Source organism: Methanolinea sp. (assembly GCA_030055515.1).
GTDB lineage: Archaea > Halobacteriota > Methanomicrobia > Methanomicrobiales > Methanospirillaceae > Methanolinea_A.
This window is the reverse complement of record JASFYI010000005.1, coordinates 33029-51059: the sequence shown is the minus strand read 5'-3', so window position 1 is coordinate 51059 and position 18031 is coordinate 33029. Positions and strand designations below refer to the sequence as shown.

The following is an 18031-nucleotide window of genomic DNA, read 5'->3' as shown; positions in this document are numbered from 1 at the left end:
CGGGGTCACTGGTCTTTCGACTTTCCCATCGAGGAGAAGATCTCGAAGTAGGTCGAGAAGAACCGGACGAAACCCCTCGACTCGGAGTAGAGCGCGGTCGCATCGTCCTCTCCCGCCACGAGCACGACGATCGCCCGGGAGGAGTCGATCAGGTACATCCCGCCGGAGAACCGCAGGTCGGCCGCTGCGGCCTCCTCAGCTGCGCGGGGGAGGGCACGCAGCCTGATGCCCGGGCAGGGGATTCGCTCGGGGTGCCACGTGGCGACCCGGACGGGGATCGACGATGCCTTCTCGCAGAGCACCGTCGCGATCTCCGGCGCGACCTCGCCGTGGATGACCGCGTCGATCGACGCGGAGGCATTCCGGAGGAGGTCCGCGAGCCGGACGCGGATGTTCTCCGCCCCGTAGATGCTCCAGATGGAGTCCTGGTCACCGCCGCTCTTCTGCTCCCTCTCCTGCCAGATCCTCGAGAGCACCTTCTTTGCCCTCGCGGCATCCGCGGCGACGGTGTCGAGGAGGTGGTCGATCGCGGTCTCGGGCGGGACGGCCTCGAAGCGGCGGGGTGTCCCAAGCGACGCGGAGACCATGTTCTTCTGGATGAGGCGATCGAGGACGGGGTACACGGACGCGCGGGGGACGCCCGCGAGCTCGTGGATACGCGTCGCGGTCGCACCCGGCTCCCTCAGGAGGGCGATGTACACGAGCGCCTCGTACTTCGTGAGCCCGAGGGAGCGGAGCATCCCCGCGAGCGCGAGGGGCGATGTCTGCGACCCGGCCATTCCATAGCATTATATAGGGCAGATTCTTAAATGTTGTTATAGCAATGACAACACGTGATATCCCATGAATCTGCGGCTCGTTGTATTTCTGGCCGTTATATTCAGTGTTTCGTGTTCCCCTGCCCTCGCGGGAGTCAAGTACATGGCGGGCGAACCGACCCTCACCGCCTCGATACAGGGGAAGAACGAGTTCTCCCCCGGCGAGGAGACGACGATAAGGGTCGCGATCGAGAACAGGGGGCTCGTCGAGATGAAGTTCGTCCAGTCCGGGATCATCGAGAGGGAGGACCTCCCCAACACGGCGAAACTCGTCCGGGCGACCCTCCTTCCCGGGGACTCGCCGCTCGTCGTGAAGGCCGACCCGCAGGCGGCCGGCGACATCCCGGGCGGGAAGTCCGCGACCGTCTCGTTCCCCGCGAAGGTCCCCTCCGATGCCGCCGGGGGCAACTACACGCTTGGGCTCCTCGTCCGCTACTCCTACCTCGCGACCGCGGAGCAGTACGGGCTCGACGCGATCTCGTACACCTACCGCGAGAGGGAAGTGACGATACCCCTCCCCGTCAGGGTGAAACCGAGGGCAGTGCTTGAGGTCGTGGGAGCGAGGGCGGAGAACCTGCACGCGGGGACGGAAGGGTACCTCGCCCTCTCCCTGCGCAACGCGGGCTCCGAGGATGCGAGGGAGGCGGTGATCCACCTCTCGCGGAACGGCAGGAGCCCCGTCGTCCCGACCGACACGGACATATACGTCGGCGATTTCCCGGCGGGCAGCACCCGCGAGGTGCGGTTCAGGGTCTCGGTCTCCCGCGAGGCGGACGAGGGGACGTACCCCGTCGACGTCTCCTGCAGGTACACGGGCACCGAGGGTGACACCGTCTCCACGGACACCGTCACGGTCGGCGTCCCGGTCGGGAGGAAGATCACGTTCGCGGTCGTCTCGGAACCCGCCGAGGTGAGGGCGGGGGCAAAGACCGTGATCGAGGTCGTGTACGAGAACACGGGACCCGCGGTCGCGCGCGACGCGCAGGCCCGGATCAGCGCCGTGGAACCCTTCTCGAGCAACGACGATTCCGCGTACCTCGGCGACATGGCCCCCGGGCAGAGGGCGGTCGCCCGGTACGAGGTGAAGGTGGACGCGGGCGCGGTCCAGAAGGAGTACGGCCTCGACTCGGAGATCCGGTTTCGGGACGCGCTCGACAACACCGTCATCTCCGACCCGATGAAGGTGAGGGTGCGGGTTGTCCCGGCCGGGATCTCCCCGCTCCTCGTCGCGGGGCTCGTCGCCCTCGTCGCCGCTGCGGCCGGGGCGGCATATTATTTACGCCGGAAGAGAAAATCCGGGTGATGGACGACTGGAAGGCGCACGCGGGGCGGCCCGACGTCCGGGACATGGCCGAGCTCCGGGCGGTCCTGCGGGACCCTTCGTGCCCGCTCTCCGGCCCTGCCTACTACATGTACAGGGACATCGCCCGGACGCCGGAGGACAGGGCGTGGCTCGCCGCGCACCGCCTGCGGTTCGACGTGACGTGCATCCCGCCGGGTGATTTCTGCGGCGAGTACCCGAAGACGAAGGGGCACTACCACCCCGAGAACCCGGCGGGGACCGGGTACCCCGAGGTGTACGAGGTCCTCTCGGGGACCGCCCACTTCCTCCTCCAGAGGGAGGACCTCGGGGCCGTCGCTCTCGTCCCCGCGGGGAGGGGGGATACGGTCCTCGTGCCGCCCGGATACGGGCACGTCACCATCAACCCCGGCGGGGAACCCCTGGTGGTCGCAAACGTCGTCGCGTCCTGCTTTGCGAGCGACTACAGGTACTACGAGGAGCACAGGGGTGCCGCGTACTACGAGCTCCTCGGCGGGACACTCGAGAGGAACCCGCGCTACCCCGCCGTCCCCCCGCCCGCGGTCCTTTCGCCCCCCGGCCCCGCGCGCCCCCCGTGGGCGGGAGGTCCCCTGTACAAGAGGATCGAGGAGAGGGACGGGAACCTCTCTGCACTCGTCTATCCCGAGCGGTACCGCTGGGTCCCCGCAGGGCTATAGGAGGCTCGGCGGCGGCTCGCGCTTGTGGGCGCTCGCCCGCACCATCGAGAGGACGCGTTCCTCCACGGGGTTCCGGCTGACCCACCCGTTCTCCGCGAGCGCGCGGAGCGCGGCGTCGATCTCGGGGTAGGAGAGCCCTATCTCGCCCTCGTCCGTCTGGCCGGGCCATAGCCCCGCGGTCGGCGCCTTCCGCCGCACGCGCTCGGGGATGTTTCCCATCGTCTCCGCGAGCGCGATGACCTCGGTCTTGTAGAGGTGGAGGAGCGGCTGGACGTCTGCCGCGTTGTCCCCCCACTTGGTGCAGTACCCGATCATGTACTCCGTCCTGTTGGACGTCCCGCAGACGAGCATCCCCTCGCGATTCGCGTGGTAGTATAGGATCGCCATCCGCGTCCGCGCCATGAGGTTGCCGAGGAGGCGCGGGTCGTCCCGGTACCCGAGCAGCGCCCGGAAGGAGGAGAGCACGGGCTCGATGTCTATCACCCTGCACTCCACGCCGAGGTTCCCGCAGACCTCCCGGGCGTCCTCGATGTCGGAAGGGTCCGTCACGCGCGAGGGGAGGACGAGGCCGAGGACGCGTTCCGGTCCCACCGCCCTGCAGCACATCGTCACCGCGACCGCGGAGTCTATCCCGCCCGAGACACCGACCACGTAGCCCCTGCTCCCGCTCCTCCAGTACACGTACCGGAGGAGGTGCTCGATCCTCCCGAGGACGCACCCGTCTTCCAATGCCCTTTCCATCACCGCACCCCGCCGGGAACGAACCTCACGAATCCCGAGAGTGATTTTTGGTGCCCGATCACGATGAGCGTATCCCCCGGGGAGACGGGGGTCTCCTTCCCCGGTCGGACGATCGATCCCCCCTTCCCCGCGAGCCCGAGCACGGTGACCCCGGTCTCGCGCTCCACGCGGCCGACCGTCGAGGGCTCGTCCCGCCGGAACTGTCCCCTCACGACGAGCTGCCCGTCGGGGAGGGAGAGGAGGATGTAGACCGTCGGCGCGAGGATCACGCCGGCGATGATCTGCCCCCCGATCCGCGGGAGGAGGGCGACGTAGTCTGCACCGGCGCGGGAGAGCTTCTCGACTGCCGCGGCCTCGTTCGCGCGGGCGAGGATTCTCAGGCGGGGGTTGAGGTTCCGCGCCATGAGCGTCGCGAGGATGTTGCGCGAGTCGTCGTTGAGGGCGACGATGCAGAAGTCCGCGTCCTCTATCCTCGCCTCCCGGAGGGTCGCCTCGTCCTCGGCGCTCCCGACGACGCTGTTGACCGGGTACGGTCTCCTGTCGATGACCATGCACTCCATCCCGAGGGACGCGAGCTCCCTGTACGCCGACCTGCCCACGTCCCCAAACCCGCAGATCACCCCGAGGAACTCCTTCTCCTCCGCGGGGACGAAGAGTTCCGTGACCATCGGGCCGATCCTCCCCGTCGGGGTGAGGAGGAAGAGCATCGTCGAGGTGTCGAGGACCTCGCCGGGGCCGGGAAAGAGGGTGAAGTGCCCCCTCCTCGCGACGAGGAGGCACTCCGTCCCGAACCGCTCGAGGAGGCCGAGGTCCCCGAGCCTCTTTCCCGCCGCGGGGGACCCCGCGAGGACAGGGATGTTGATGATGCGGAGCGTCTCGCCCCCGGGCGGCCCGGGCGTGCTCCCGTTCCCCTCGACGACCGTCTCCTCGACGAGGGTGTCGAGGTGGGACGTGAGGGTCACGTGCCGGGCGAGGATCTGGCCGGTCACGTGCTTTGGGGAGAGGACGAGGTCGGCACCCGCGTACCGGAGGTACCGCCCGTAGGAGAGCTTGTCCACGACCGCGATGACGCGGCCCCTCGTCCCCGGCCGTATCCCGAGGATGATGCTCGCGGTCGTCTCCTCGTCCTCGCAGATGACGATGTCGCGGGCGTACTTCACCCGCGCCCCCGCCCACGTCCCGTGGTCGTGGTAGTCCCCGAAGACCACGTGCACGTGCCTCTCCCCGGATTCCACGAGAGAGAGCGCGGTCTCCGCGTCGTCCACGACCATCGCGACCGGGAGACCGGAGACGTGGAGGCTCTCGACGATCGCGCGCGCGGTGGGGCTCGCCCCCACGACCAGAATGTGCCCGGACAGTTCCGGCGGGACGCGCCGCGGGGGGACGGGCTGGAGCCGGGACTGGACGAGGGGGACGAGGAGGAGGGGGATCACCATGAAGATCTGGATGATCCCCGTCGCCATCATCAGGATCGTGAAGGCGACCGTGAACTGGTTCTCGAAGGGGAGGAGATCGCCGTACCCGACGGTCGTCACGGTCTCGAGGACGAAGAGGAGGGCATTCGGCCACGTGATCGGCTTTCCCTCGAGGAGGGGGTAGAGGTGGTGGAAGAGGACCGTGTAGACGGCGATCTGGACCGCGAAGGCAACGATGTATACCGCGACCTTCGCCCGCCGCGAGAGCGGGATCCGCCCGGCGTGCCTCCCGGGAAACAGCCTCCGCTCACCTGCCACCCCGCACCTCCGCGAGGATCTCGCAGCTCCTGCACGCCGCGGCGCAGACCTCCCCGCAGTCAGGGCAGACCCTCATCCCGCCGGGAAGATCCCGCCCTGCCGCTGAAAGGTCGTTTCCGAGGTTGACGAGCGCGAACCGGGCCGAGGGGTGTCTCCACGCGTAGGCGTTGAGCATCTGCCGTACCTCCGCGCGCAGCGCGTGGACCGAGTAGGGGCAGCGGCCGACGTCGAGCGTCCCGGTCGTGAGGTAGGCGTACAGGGCGACCTCGCGCTCGGGGATCGAGAGGAACGGCCGGATCCTCGGAACGAGCCCGGGGACGGCGCGGGAGGGCCGGAGGAGCCGGGCGGAGTCCCCGCGCAGGACGTTCATGAGGACTGTCTGGGCCTCGTCGTCGAGGTTGAAGCCCATCGCGAGCTTCGTCGCACCCGCCTCCCTCGCGGCGGTGTTGAGGAGGTGCCTGCGCAGGACGCCGCAGTACGTGCAGGAGTGGGCGCCCCCTTTCCTCGCGACGATCTCATCGACCGTGACCCCGTACTCCTCGCGGAAGGAGACTGTCACGTGCGGGATCCCGAGTTCCCGGGCCCGGGCACGCGAGACCGCGGGGTCCCTGTATCCGCCGATCCCCTCGTCGACGGTGATCGCGAGGAGCGATACGTCCCTCCGCGGGGAGAATACCTTGTGGAGGAAGGAGAGGAGCGCACCGGAGTCCTTCCCGCCCGAGAACGCGACCGCGATCCTGTCGCCGGGGGCGATCCAGCGGTTCTTCCGGATCGTCCTCTTGGCCCTCGCCTCGAAGTCCGCGATGAAGTGGTCGCGGCAGAGGTGGAGGCCCGAGTAACGCTGGAATAAAACCGCGGGACGCCGGCATTTGTCGCAGCGCATGGGAGGCCTTCAGATCAACCTTTATCATGCGCATAGATAAACTGTGTAGCAGATATGCCCCTTTCTGCCGAGACGGTGCGGCAGCTCCACCCCTACGAGGCGCGCGTCCTCCAGGCGATCGAGAGGCTGATGGCATTCCACTCGTGGGTCCCGCTCGACTTGCTCCGGAAGAAGGCCGGGCTCTCCGAGAACGAGACGCGGTACAGGCTCGGGACCCTGATGGAGAAGGGGCTCGTGAAGTACGACGTCGTCCCCTACGAGGGGTACAGCCTCACGTTTGCCGGGTACGATGCCCTCGCCCTCCTCGCCCTCACGCGGAGGGGGAGCCTCTCGGCCCTCGGCCCGCCCGTGGGGGAGGGAAAGGAGTCGGTCGTGTACGAGGGGGTGAGCCTCTCGCGTGTCGCGGTCAAGTGCCACCACGTGGGGCAGAGGTCGTTCCAGTCGATCCGGGTCGCGCGTGACTACATCGCCGGGAGGTCCCACTGCCCGTGGGTCTTCGCCTCGAGGGCGTCCGCCGAGCGCGAGTACGAGGCCCTCCGGAGGCTCCACCCGCACGTGAGGGTCCCGTTCCCGGTCGACCAGAACCGGGGCGTCGTCGTGATGGAGTACATCGACGGGACTCTCCTCCACAGGACGGCGGTGGAAGAGCCCGCCCGGGTCCTCGCCGAGATCCTCGGGCAGGTTACCGCCGCGTACTCCCGCGGCGTCATCCACGCGGACCTCTCGGAGTTCAACGTGATGCTCGACGGGAGGGGCGTCGTCCTGATCGACTGGCCCCAGTGGGTCACGACGGACCACCCGAACGCGGACGAGATCCTCGCCCGCGACATCTCCCAGATCGTCCGGTACTTCGGGCGCAAGTACGGTGTCTCGGCGGACGTCTCCGCGGAGGTCGCGAGGGTGACGGGATGAAGGTCTTCGGGATCGACGTCATCACGGGCTCGGTGCGCTCGCGGTCGCAGAGGCCGCGGTATGCGCTCGTCGTCCTCTCGGGCAACGATATCGTGGAGGAGACCGAGGTGACGGCATTCCGGCTCTTCCGGAGGCTTGCGCAGGAGAAGCCCGACATCCTCGCGGTCGACAGCGTCCAGGAGGTCGCCGCGGACGCGCGGGACGTCTTCTCGTTCCTCCAGATGCTCCCCCCCTCGGTCAGGCTCGTCCAGGTGACGGGGGGAGAGAGGAAGGAATCGCTCCCGAAGGTCGCGAGCAGGTACAACATCAGCGTCAACAGGTTCGATCCCTTCGACGAGGCGAGGGCGATCGCGCGCGTCGCGGCGATGGGCGCCGGCTGCGAGGTGATCGCGTTCGAGAACGAGAGCGAGATCGTCGTCTCCCGGCACAGGTCGCCGGGGAAGGGGGGGTGGAGCCAGAACAGGTACTGCAGGAAGATCCACGGGGCGGTGCTGCAGAAGGCGCGGGAGATCGAGATGGCACTCCTCTCCGCGGGGCTGAAGTACGAGAAGAGGGAGACGCGGGCGTTCGGCGGCTGCAGCAGGGTCTCCTTCACGGTACAGGCCCCGCGGGAGGAGATCCCGGTCTCCGCATCCCGGGGCGCGGACGTCCAGGTCCGGATCCATGGCAAAAGGCTCGACAGGATCCGGTTCCGCCCCCTCCAGGCGCGGCCAAAATACCTCATCGTGGGCATCGACCCGGGCACGACGACCGCGGTCGCCGCGCTCGACCTCGACGGGAACCTCCTCCACCTCGAGAGCTCGCGCCAGATGTCGATGCCGGGCGTGATCGAGGCGCTCACCCGCATCGGAAAACCCCTCATCGTCGCGTCCGACGTGAGCGAGATGCCGTTCTCCGTGGAGAAGATCCGCAGGGCCTTCAACGGGATCGCCTACACCCCGAGGTCGGACATGAGCGTCGAGGCAAAGCAGGCCCTCACGCAGGGGTATTCCACGAGGAACGACCACGAGCGCGATGCCCTCGCCGCGGCGCTCGAGGCGTACAGGGCGTACCGGAACAAGTTCCAGAACCTCGGCAAGAGGATCCCGCCGGGGTTCGACGTCGACGAGGTGAGGGCGCGGATCCTGCGGGGGCAGTCGCTCGAGCAGGTCATCGGGGAGATGGCCGGGAGGGAGCTCCCCGCACCCCCGGGGGCACCCGCGGCGGAAGCGACGGGCGAGCCGGGGGAGAGGGCGGACGAGGCCCGGGACGAGAGGGTGCGCATCCTCGAGGGCACGGTCAAGAGGCTCCGGGCCATCGTCGCCGAGCTCCAGGAAGACCTCCGGAAGAGGGACGTCCAGATCGCGAGGCTCGAGGCCCGGTTAAAGAGGCTGCGGTCGCGCCGGGACCAGAAGATCCGGTCGGACGCCGAGATCACGAAGAGGGACGCGATCATCGAGAACCTGAAGAAGAAGCTCCGCACCGGGGAGAAGGAGAACAGGAGGCTCCTAAAGAGGATCCAGAAGATGAAGGAGTTCGACGAGGCCCTCCTCTCGGGCGAGACGATCCCGCTCAAGATCCTCCCCTCGCTCACAAGGGAGGGGGTGCGATCCCTCGTCGCGGAGATGGGGATCAGGGAGGGCGACGTCCTCTATGTCCGGAAACTGGAAGGGTTCGGCAAGGTTGCCCTCCGCGAACTCGCCGAGGCGGGGATCGGGGCGCTCCTCGTCGAGGCAGGGGAGGAAGAGACGGCGTTCCGCGAGGTAGAGGAGATCCTGCGGGATCTCTCGGTCCCGGTCCTCTCCACGCGGGCTGTCCGCGCCGTCGTGAAGGGGAAGATAGGGGCCGCGGACCCTTCCCAGTTCCACGAGGCCATGCGGGAGTGGAGGGAGGCACAGGAGCGGTACGAGCGCGAGAAGAAGGGAGAGCTTCTGATGAAGATCTTCGAGGAGTACCGCACCGAGCGGGGAAGGGAGATGAAGAAGGTTGGATGAGCGTGCGCTGCGGGAGGTCGTCGCCTCCCTCATCGGGAGGGACGCGGTCCTCGACGACTGCGCTGTCCTCCCCGACCGCGGGCGGTTCCTCGTCGCGACGACCGACATGCTCCACGAGAGCACGGACTTTCCCGCCGGGATGACGGACCGCGAGATAGGGTGGATGGCGGCCGCGGTCACGCTCTCCGACATCGCCGCGATGGGCGCGCAGCCCGCAATCGTCCTCCTCGCCGTGGGGCTGGATCGGCCGCAGCGGCTCGCGGGGATCATCGCGGGCGCCCGCGACTGCTGCGGGGAGCACGGCGCGGTCCTCGCGGGGGGCGACCTCGACGCCCACCGGGAACTCACGCTCGTGAGCGCAGGGGTAGGTTTTGCGGACCGGCCGGTCCGGAGATCGGGGGCGCGGCCCGGCGACATCGTGGGGATCGTCGGGGTCCCCGGGCGGGCGCAGGCGGCGCTTGAGGGGTACGCCGCGTTCCGGCCGTTCCTCTGCACCCCGCGGCCCCGCGTGGCCGAGGGCCGGAGACTCGCGGAGGCGGGGGTCACCTCCATGATGGACGTGTCGGACGGGCTGCTTGCCTCGCTCGGCGACATGCGGGAGGCGAGCGGGAGGGGGTACGCGATCGAGACCGGGAGGATCCCCCCGCTCCTCGGGGTCCCGCGGGACGAGGCGCGGCGGTTTGCCCTCGAGGGAGGGGGGGACTACGGGCTCCTCTTCACCGCGCCCCCGGGCACCCCTCTCCCGGAGATCCCGGAGCTGTTCGTGATCGGACGCGTGACCGACGAGCCGGTGATCCTCGTCGACGGCCGCCCGGCAGAAATTGCGGGATTCCGGCACCGGTGGGACGGGGATCCCCCCTACGGCCTGTAGGAAGGCCAGAGGATCCGCATCGCCTCGTACCTCCCGATCCTCGCGTCGGTATTCGAGGGGTCGAGCGCGAGCGCGCGGTCGAAGGATTTGATCGCGTCCTGAATCCTCCCGAGCTTCGCGAGCGCGTAGCCCCTGTTGGACCACGTGACGGAACTCGCGGGGTACCGCTCGAGGAGCCTGTCGTACACGGCGAGGGCTTTCTCGTACTGCCCCGACCGGTAGTACGCGATACCGAGGTACACGAAAGACTCGTCGGTGTCACGGCCTGACTGCTGGAGACCCTCGAAGGTCTTTATGGCGCCGAGGTAATCGTTGGCAGAAAGCTGGATCGTGCCCCTCATCACGAGGGCGTCGTAGTTTTCAGGGTCCTTCTCGAGGATGCGGGAGAGGGCGAGGTCCGCCTCGCCCGGGCGGTTCAGGAGGACGAGCGCGCTCGCCTTCCGGAGGAGGAGGGTCGTGTTCCACGGGTCGGTCTTGAGTGCACGGTCGGTGACCCGCACAGCCTCTTCCCCCCTCCCGAGCCTGACGAGCGAGGAGACCTTGTACTGCCATGCCTGCAGGTTCCCGGGAGCGAGGGCGAGCACCCTGTCGAATGCGGTGATGGCGTCCTCGTACATCCTCTCCATGAAGAGCGCGATCCCCTTCTGGAGCCAGCTGTCAGGGGCGTTCGGGTTTGCCTGGAGGGCTCTATCGAAGTACGTGGTGGCGTTGCGGAACTGCCCCTTCTCGAGGAGGGCCCTCCCGCCCGTGGTCCACGCCCCCGCGTTCTTCGGGTCAATTGTCGCGGCGCGCGTCGCGTCCGAGAGGGCACTCTCGAACTGCCCCTGCCGGAGGTGCGCGAGCGCCCTGTAGGAGAGGGCCGCGGAGTAGTTCGGCTGGAGACCGATCGCCCGGTCGAAGTCCGCGACCGCGTCCCCGTACCGGCCGAGGGTGAGCAGGACGTAGCCCCTGTTGGTGAGGGCCGCGGCGTTTTTCGGGTCCAGCTCGACGGCCTTCGTGTACGCGGCGAGCGACTCGTCGAGCCGCCCGAGGGCGCTCAACGCGAAACCCTTGTTGTTCCACGCGACGGCGTTTCCGGGATCGAGCGCCGTTGCCCGGTCAGCGGCCTCTATCGACTCGTTGAACCGGCCGGCAGAGTTGAGGGCGTAACTCTTGTACGCAAGGAACGTCGCGTTCCCGGGGGAGATCGCGATCATCCTGTCGTAGAGGGCGATCGCGTCGTCGTGCCGGCCCATCGCGGAGAGGACGAACGCCTTCCTGCCGAGGACTGCGGTGTCGTTGGGAGAGACTTCAAGGGCGGTGTCGTAGGCCGAGAGCGCCTCCTCGAACTTCCTGAACTGCGAGAGCAGGTCACCCTTGGCAACGGCTGCATCCGCGTAGAGGGGATCGAGCGAGAGGGCTTCTTCGTATGCCCGGAGGCCGTTGTCATACTCCCTGAGGGCGACGAGGACGTCACCGAGAGCTTTTGCGGCCGGCGCGTGGGACCTGTTCGTCCTGAGTGCCATGAGGAACGCCTTCCGGGCATCCTCGTTCCTCCCCTCGAGTGCGAAGACGCGGCCGACGCCGACCCATGCCATCGTTGTATTCGCATCGGTGACGATGGCACGGTCGTAGGCGCGGAAGGCGTCGGTTGTCCTGTTCATCCCGAGGAAAATATCCCCGAGCACGACCCACGCGCCGGCCTCGGACGGGTCGAGAGCGAGGGATCTTTCGAGCGACCGGAGCGCCTCCTCGTCCCTTCCCATCGCGCGGAGGACCTCCCCTCTCTCCCGCCACGCGGCACTGTCGTTTCCATTGGCGGCGACGACGGCATCGTACACGGCAAGGGACCCCTCGAGGTCTCCCTGCTTTGCGAGTTCCCTCGCCTTCTCGATGGAGACATGGGCGGGGGGAGTCGTGGTGCACGCAGCGATCAGGGTGGCGGCGAGAATAAGGACAACGAGGAACAGGCAGGCACTCCGTTGCATTCGTAGGAATTGGGTGGCGATCCTTAATAAGACGTGTGCTGCGAGTGCAGGGTCCCGCGGGAAATGGCAAAAAAGGAGATTGAGGGGGAGGACTCAGAGCCTCCGCATGCCCGACTGGTAGCTCATCGCCTTCGCAAACGAGGCGATGACGCCGGACGCGGTCGTCCTCTCCTTGTAGACGAGGTCGACGCCCTGCATGAAGCCGTAGTCCCCCATGTCCCCGTTCCAGAAGACGTAGTCGGTCCTCCCCGCGCCGTTCGCGACATTCGCAAAGACGGACGGCGTCCTGCCCTCCATGATGTGCGCGTTGATCCAGGCTGCGGCAGACCCGACCCCCGAGAGGCTGACGGAGTAGTCCATCCCGGCGGGAACGTCCGCGGAGGCAGAGACGTGGCGCTCGCCCGCTGTCGTGACCATCGTCACGCGGGAGCCGGTAAACGAGCTCCCCATCTCGACGATGTTGCAGTACGCCGGGATGAACCCGCTGTCACCGGTCCCCCACGGGCACATCATGCGTGACCCCGCCCCCGATCCCATGCTCGCGGAATCGAGGAGGAGGCTCTCGGAGAAGGTTGCCCTCCCGTACGCGTCCTCGGCGGAGACGAAGTCGAAGTGCGTCACCGTCCTGAAGTTGTCCTGGTTTGCGATCTTGTCCCCGGTGTCGAGGCTCACGGTCTTGTCCCACTCTATGTACCCGTTGTCCGCGAGTGTCTGTTCGCTGTAGGACATCGTCGCCTGCCGTTCGGGTGTCCAGTTCCTGTTTCCGGTCGGGGCAAGCCTGCCCGCTCCATCCACGGTGACCTCGTCGGCGTACTCGTTGAGCGGGGGATTGTTCCTCACGTCCTGGTTCGACGTCACCCAGACGGCCTCCACGCTGTCGGTGAACGTCCCGTAGACGACGACGTGGGTCACGGTGGTGATCCCCTGCGTCTGCCGGGTCGCACCCACGGGATCGTCCGCGAGGGCATATCCCGCGAAGCAGAGGAACAGGAGAACAGGAAAAAACCTCGAAATCTTCATCGACCATCTCCTTTGAGTGAATTGCGATACTCCCAGCAATAGAGAAACTGTTGGTTCTGGAGGCATAAAAGGCTACTTATTGTCAGGTGCGCGGAAATGGAAATACTCTCGTGGTCAAAAAAAGTAAGTGAGGATTGTGGGATGGTAGTGCATTTCTACACGGGGATAATCGAATGGTTTTGAGAAATTTGTCGCGACAAGACTTTCTCCTCCACGCAATGTCACGGCAATGCATCCGTTCGCGACCAATTCTGTTCTCCGATGGTCACGGGAGGCAGCGGACGGCAAAAATTAACGAACAACATTTGGCCCGGGTTTAAGGGCAAGCCGGCATGAGACATGTGATTCGGGAAAAATGCCCGCGGGAGAGTGGATATGGCCTACAGGACTGGAGCGATATTCCCAGAATATTTTTAGTTTCATTAATCCGGGGCGACTTCAAGTAATGCAGTCGCATTGATGCGATAAAGCCAATTTGAATACTGTAAAAAGGAGGGGTTCGTTGCTATCCGCAGAACGGACAGTTGAAACGAGATGAGTAAAACTTGGAGGATGTAATCTTCGAAAACGTTTTTCCCGTGTATTTCGAAGACGAGAAACTCTTCGAACTCCCGGAAGTTTTTGATACTTTCACGGTCGCTGCAGTCGACGTTACAATGAGGAGGGAAAACACGAGGAGTATGCAGATGGCAATAACCCACACTCGTTTCATTTTTCTCACAAAATAACCATAACCCGTGATCTATATAAGTATTCCTCGTTAGAATTAGGTATCCAAGCGTGAAGGAAATGTTTATTGCGCGTTTTCGGCAATCCTTATTCGAGTGATACTAAGGTGATCAAGTGATTTCTATTTTCCACATTTTCCAAAGGAGAACGAAAGAGGGAATTACCTATGGGTCAGTCACAATATCGGATGGAGCGAAAAGAAAAAAATTAAAGCCATGTCGCTCGCAGGGGATCAACAAGTCAATTCTTACTCTCGTTCTCCTGTTCCTGTTCTCACTCCCCTGCCTCCCTGCATGTGCCGCGGACGAAGACAACTGGGCCATTCTCATCGGGATAAACACGTACAAGTACGAGGATATCAACCCCAGCCTGAACTACGCGCTAAACGACGTCGTGGACATGAAGGACGTGCTGGTGAGGAAGTGTAACTTCAGGGAGAGTAACATCGTGACCCTCACTAATGCACAGGCGACGAAGTCAAACATCTTCAGCACGGTAAACTACGTCAAGTCGAGGACGAATTCGAGGAGTATCGTCGTCTTTTACTTCTCCGGTCACGGGAACACGGGAATGCCCGACTACGACCGTGACGAGAGTGACGGCTACGACGAGTACATCTGCCCCTACGATTCGCGGGATGGTTACGACTGGTCAAGCGAGATAAGCGACGACGAGCTCGCATACCTCCTGGGCGGAATAAATGCGAAGAACATCGTCGCTATCTTTGACTCGTGCAAGAGCGGTGGGATGGTGAAGGGAAGCCCCGGTATCGTCAAATCACAGGTCGCGGGCATTGAGGATGGTTTTGCAGATGATTTCATGCGGAGTTCCTCCTCCACGACCTCGGCCAGCGATGCATCGACGAGGGACTCTTTCTCGATGAGGAAGTTCCTCATCCTAATGGCAACGAAGGACACGGAATCCTCGACAGAATACTACCTCCTCCAGAACGGGGGATTCACGTACTTTTTAGTGGAGGGATTCAATAGTCCGTCGGCAGACACGAACAGGAACAACTGGATCTCGGCAGAGGAAGCGTTTTACTACGCGAAAAGGGAATTGCACAACTGGCAGGTCGCAAACAGGAAAGACCTGTTCGAGCCCCAGATCTACGATGCTGACCCGTCAAACGAAGTCGACCTCGTACCACTCGTTCCGAGTGCTATTTCAATCACGATGCAGACAGTACAGGGGCGGTTCACGTCTCCCTACCAGCAGGCATACTACTACTTCGACATTCCCTCCGGGACGAGGACGTGCACTGTGAGCCTGTCAGGCCCTTCGTCAGGGGCGGACTTCGACCTCTACGTGAGGAAGGGGGAGTATCCGACGACCTCGTCGTATGATTATGCGGGCACGGGCTCGACCGCATCGGAGACGGTCACAATCCAGAATCCGGTCGCGGGCAGGTACTACGTGATGGTCTATGCGTACTCCGGTTCCGGCTCCTACACGATCTCGGAGACGCACACGACAGCCACACCCGCGCCGACCACGACGCCGACGACCAGGCCCACGACGCAGCCGACCACCACCCAGCCGACTCCGACTCCCGGTTCCGTTACCTCCATCACGCTGCGGGCAATACAGGGTGGGTTTACGTCCCCCGGCCAGCAGGCATACTACTACTTCGACATTCCCTCCAATACGCGGACGTGCACTGTGACGCTTTCAGGACCCTCGTCAGGGGCGGACTTCGACCTCTACGTGAGGAGGGGGGACTACCCCACGGTGTCATGGTATGACTACGCGAGCAGCAGGCGGGGGACTTCCCAGGAAGCGGTCACGATCCAGAATCCCCAAGCAGGGCGGTACTACGTGATGGTCCGTTCTTATTCCGGTTCCGGCTCCTACACGATCTCTGAGACACACACTGTGGCAACTCCCACACCCACGCCGACCCCGACGCCCACGCCGACCACGCCACCCACACCTCCGCCGACTACCCAGCCGACCCCGACACCGATTCCCGCCACCCCGATCACGATGCAGACCGTTCAGGGACAATTCACAACGTCCGGCCAACAGGCATACTATTACTTTGATATTCCATCCGGGACGAGGACGTGCACTGTGACCCTTTCAGGACCCTCGTCAAGGGCGGACTTCGACCTCTACGTGAGGAGGGGGGACTACCCCACGGTGTCATGGTATGACTACGCGAGCAGCAGGTGGGGAACTTCCTATGAGACAGTCACGATCCAGAATCCGGCCGCGGGGAGGTATTACGTGATGGTCCGTTCTTATTCCGGTTCCGGCTCCTACACGATCTCTGAGACACACACTGTGGCAACTCCCACACCCACGCCGACCCCGACGCCCACGCCGACCACGCCACCCACAACTCCGCCGACTACCCAGCCAACTCCGACACAGGTCTCCGCAACGGACATCACCCTCAAATCCGTTCAAGGATACCTCGCTTTTTCTGGAGACAGGGCCTATTACTCCTTTGACATCCCCATAGGTGTTACGAGTTGCACTGTCACTCTCCAAGGCCCTATAGGGCTTCGAGGCGATTTCTCCCTCTACGTGAGGAGGGGGGATCTCCCAACTCTCACCTCGTACGATTATGGGAGTGGTAACGTAGGGACGTCCTACGAGACGGTCACGATCCAGAACCCTGCACCCGGGCGGTACTACGTGATGGTATATTCTTTCACCGGCTACGGTTCCTACACGATCTCGGAGACGCACGGATCGGTGACCACCCGTCCCACGACCATACCAGTCACCACGACCCCTCCGACACCGCGTCCGACCAGTTCCCCCACGACACCCCCGACCACCCGCCCCACGACTCCCCCGACGACTCTGCCAACCCAGACACCCCAGGTCCCGATGTCGATCACGCAGAAGACAGAGTACGGTCGTTTCACGTCGACGGGCGAGAAGGCGTACTATTACTTCGACATCCCCTACGGGACGAGCGGTTATTGCAGGATCACCCTCACGGGGCCGTCTTACATCGCCGATTTCGACATGTACGTGAAGCGAGGGGAGTACCCGACTCTTACATCGTACCACTACGCGAGCGCGAGGAGGGGCTTCTCCTCCGAGTCGATCACCATCCAGTCCCCGAGCTCCGGGAGGTACTACGTGATGGTCCACGCATATTCTGGCTCCGGTTCCTACATCATCTCCGAAACACATGAATCACCGGAGAATCCACCATTTTATAGCCGAAATTGAGGAGTAATCTCTCCGAAACTTGTTTTTAGTGGGAAACGCAGAAAGGAGCATTTCTTCATGGGATCGCAAAAATGAAAGGAACATTCACAAGCCCGATCTTGAAAAAATCATGCAGGAGGGGAATGGAGATGTATCCTGACTGGATTTCATCTGGTGATGAAAAAATGGTACGCTTTTTTTGGAATCCTCAAGGAGTGGTGTTACACTCTCCATTGATTCCCGGCGAGGATCAAATCATAAATTTTTTTGATTGACGGATTCTAAGGTTAATATTAGGTAAAAAATAATTTCCGTGAAAAAAAATCAGCACTGGATGCTTATTACCTTGCTGAATGACTGGATGATCCCCGATGCCGTGGTCTTCTCGCTGTATGCGAGCTCGTTCACCTGCATGAAGCCATTGCCGGGTGTCCCTGTCCCCAGATCCGGATTCCAGAATGCCGGCGAGTATGATCCTAGCATGTTCCTGATCTTGTCGAAGGTATATCCCGTCTTTCCTCCGAGGGAATACGCATTCACCCACGAAGAGGCAGAACCGATTCCCGAGAGGCTAACACTGTAATCGACATTTTTCATGGAATCGGCACATGATGCAACATTCCTCTCGCTCGTTGTGGTGACCATCGATACTTGCGAACCTGTAAACGAGCTTCCAAAGTCATACGCATTGCAGTAGGGAGGAATGTAGTCTGCAACGGCGATACCCACGGTCAGGATTATACCGATGAGTATGAGGCACTTTCTTATTTTCATGTCACATCCTTCCAGAATCGTCCACATTTTGGTGAAATGAGGATATATATTTTATCTACTCAGGTGTTCTTCTTCTCCCTGAAATAATTTCCGGGTATCGTGGTTTTTCGCGAATACCTCATCCACTGGTCATGCCTTCACGGTGTTTTGAACGGATCTCCATAGGACGACCAGGCGTAGGAGAGGTCCGGGGTCTGGAAGACCTCGTCGGTATTACTCCCGAAAGAGTAACCCGGAGTCGGCGTTGCGAAGGCGTCAGTGTAGGAAGACCACATCGAGGAAGCGAATAGCGGCTGGAACGGGTCAGTGTACGAGGACGACCAGGCGTAGGAGAGGTCCGGGGTCTGGAAGACCTCGTCGGTATTACTCCCGAAAGAGTAACCCGGAGTCGGCGTTGCGAAGGCGTCAGTGTAGGAAGACCACATCGAGGAAGCGAATAGC

14 protein-coding genes are annotated in these 18031 nt (G+C 63.6%); 6 read left to right on the top strand and 8 right to left on the bottom strand.

The window, feature by feature from the left end; genetic code table 11:
• Positions 1-5 precede the first annotated feature (5 nt).
• A complete protein-coding gene (locus QFX32_08740) occupies positions 6-779 on the bottom strand; it encodes a helix-turn-helix domain-containing protein (GenBank protein MDI9634119.1) in 774 nt (257 codons plus the stop codon).
• A gap of 142 nt (positions 780-921) precedes the next feature.
• Here QFX32_08740 and QFX32_08735 point away from each other — a divergent pair, with 142 nt between their 5' ends.
• Positions 922-2121, top strand: a complete 1200-nt coding sequence (locus QFX32_08735; protein MDI9634118.1) for an S-layer protein — start codon at positions 922-924, stop codon at positions 2119-2121.
• Positions 2121-2816: a glucose-6-phosphate isomerase family protein gene (locus tag QFX32_08730; GenBank protein MDI9634117.1), complete on the top strand. Its 696-nt coding sequence runs from the start codon at positions 2121-2123 to the stop codon at positions 2814-2816. The genes QFX32_08735 and QFX32_08730 overlap by 1 nt, the downstream gene beginning before the upstream one ends.
• Here the strand turns inward: QFX32_08730 and QFX32_08725 are convergent.
• From QFX32_08725 to QFX32_08715, 3 genes are read right to left on the bottom strand one after another with little or no spacing between them, the layout of a single operon-like run.
• The gene (locus QFX32_08725; protein MDI9634116.1) at positions 2811-3557 is read right to left on the bottom strand and encodes an NAD+ synthase; all 747 of its coding nucleotides are present in this window, start codon (positions 3555-3557) and stop codon (positions 2811-2813) included. The two genes, QFX32_08730 and QFX32_08725, sit on opposite strands and share 6 nt — an antisense overlap.
• The gene (locus QFX32_08720) at positions 3557-5290 is read right to left on the bottom strand and encodes an NAD-binding protein (protein ID MDI9634115.1); all 1734 of its coding nucleotides are present in this window, start codon (positions 5288-5290) and stop codon (positions 3557-3559) included. The genes QFX32_08725 and QFX32_08720 overlap by 1 nt, the downstream gene beginning before the upstream one ends.
• Positions 5280-6173, bottom strand: coding sequence for an ATP-binding protein (locus tag QFX32_08715; protein ID MDI9634114.1), 894 nt, complete (start codon positions 6171-6173; stop codon positions 5280-5282). The genes QFX32_08720 and QFX32_08715 overlap by 11 nt, the downstream gene beginning before the upstream one ends.
• Positions 6174-6227: 54 nt before the next feature.
• On the opposite strand from QFX32_08715, the gene QFX32_08710 reads away from it, so the two are divergent.
• From QFX32_08710 to thiL, 3 genes are read left to right on the top strand one after another with little or no spacing between them, the layout of a single operon-like run.
• Positions 6228-7085 carry an RIO1 family regulatory kinase/ATPase gene (locus tag QFX32_08710; protein ID MDI9634113.1) on the top strand — a complete coding sequence of 286 codons (858 nt, stop codon included), beginning with the start codon at positions 6228-6230 and terminating at the stop codon, positions 7083-7085.
• On the top strand, positions 7082-9058 hold the full coding sequence (locus QFX32_08705) for a DUF460 domain-containing protein (GenBank protein MDI9634112.1): 1977 nt from the start codon (positions 7082-7084) through the stop codon (positions 9056-9058). Before QFX32_08710 ends, QFX32_08705 begins: the two co-directional genes overlap by 4 nt.
• On the top strand, positions 9051-9929 hold the full coding sequence (gene thiL / locus QFX32_08700; GenBank protein ID MDI9634111.1) for a thiamine-phosphate kinase: 879 nt from the start codon (positions 9051-9053) through the stop codon (positions 9927-9929). The genes QFX32_08705 and thiL overlap by 8 nt, the downstream gene beginning before the upstream one ends.
• Here the strand turns inward: thiL and QFX32_08695 are convergent.
• Entirely contained in the window at positions 9917-11896 is a 1980-nt protein-coding gene (locus tag QFX32_08695; protein MDI9634110.1) for a tetratricopeptide repeat protein, read from the bottom strand. The two genes, thiL and QFX32_08695, sit on opposite strands and share 13 nt — an antisense overlap.
• A 93-nt stretch (positions 11897-11989) precedes the next feature.
• The gene (locus tag QFX32_08690; protein MDI9634109.1) at positions 11990-12916 is read right to left on the bottom strand and encodes a hypothetical protein; all 927 of its coding nucleotides are present in this window, start codon (positions 12914-12916) and stop codon (positions 11990-11992) included.
• An 843-nt stretch (positions 12917-13759) separates the two neighbouring features.
• Here QFX32_08690 and QFX32_08685 point away from each other — a divergent pair.
• Positions 13760-16837, top strand: coding sequence for a pre-peptidase C-terminal domain-containing protein (locus QFX32_08685; protein MDI9634108.1), 3078 nt, complete (start codon positions 13760-13762; stop codon positions 16835-16837).
• Positions 16838-17140: 303 nt separating this feature from the next.
• On the opposite strand, the gene QFX32_08680 is transcribed toward QFX32_08685, so the two are convergent.
• Together QFX32_08680 and QFX32_08675 are read right to left on the bottom strand one after the other, a co-directional pair.
• The gene (locus QFX32_08680) at positions 17141-17617 is read right to left on the bottom strand and encodes a hypothetical protein (protein MDI9634107.1); all 477 of its coding nucleotides are present in this window, start codon (positions 17615-17617) and stop codon (positions 17141-17143) included.
• A 110-nt stretch (positions 17618-17727) separates the two neighbouring features.
• Positions 17728-18031, bottom strand: a 304-nt coding sequence (locus QFX32_08675) for a hypothetical protein (protein MDI9634106.1), incomplete at its 5' end; no start/stop codon positions are given.

Coding starts and splice junctions, on each gene's coding strand:
- QFX32_08725 (MDI9634116.1), bottom strand. CDS start 3,557: ATGGAAAGGGCATTGGAAGACGGGTGCGTCCTCGGGAGGATCGAGCAC.
- QFX32_08735 (MDI9634118.1), top strand. CDS start 922: ATGGCGGGCGAACCGACCCTCACCGCCTCGATACAGGGGAAGAACGAG.
- QFX32_08730 (MDI9634117.1), top strand. CDS start 2,121: ATGGACGACTGGAAGGCGCACGCGGGGCGGCCCGACGTCCGGGACATG.
- QFX32_08680 (MDI9634107.1), bottom strand. CDS start 17,617: ATGTGGACGATTCTGGAAGGATGTGACATGAAAATAAGAAAGTGCCTC.
- QFX32_08705 (MDI9634112.1), top strand. CDS start 7,082: ATGAAGGTCTTCGGGATCGACGTCATCACGGGCTCGGTGCGCTCGCGG.
- QFX32_08690 (MDI9634109.1), bottom strand. CDS start 12,916: ATGAAGATTTCGAGGTTTTTTCCTGTTCTCCTGTTCCTCTGCTTCGCG.
- QFX32_08715 (MDI9634114.1), bottom strand. CDS start 6,173: ATGCGCTGCGACAAATGCCGGCGTCCCGCGGTTTTATTCCAGCGTTAC.
- QFX32_08740 (MDI9634119.1), bottom strand. CDS start 779: ATGGCCGGGTCGCAGACATCGCCCCTCGCGCTCGCGGGGATGCTCCGC.
- QFX32_08695 (MDI9634110.1), bottom strand. CDS start 11,896: ATGCAACGGAGTGCCTGCCTGTTCCTCGTTGTCCTTATTCTCGCCGCC.
- QFX32_08710 (MDI9634113.1), top strand. CDS start 6,228: ATGCCCCTTTCTGCCGAGACGGTGCGGCAGCTCCACCCCTACGAGGCG.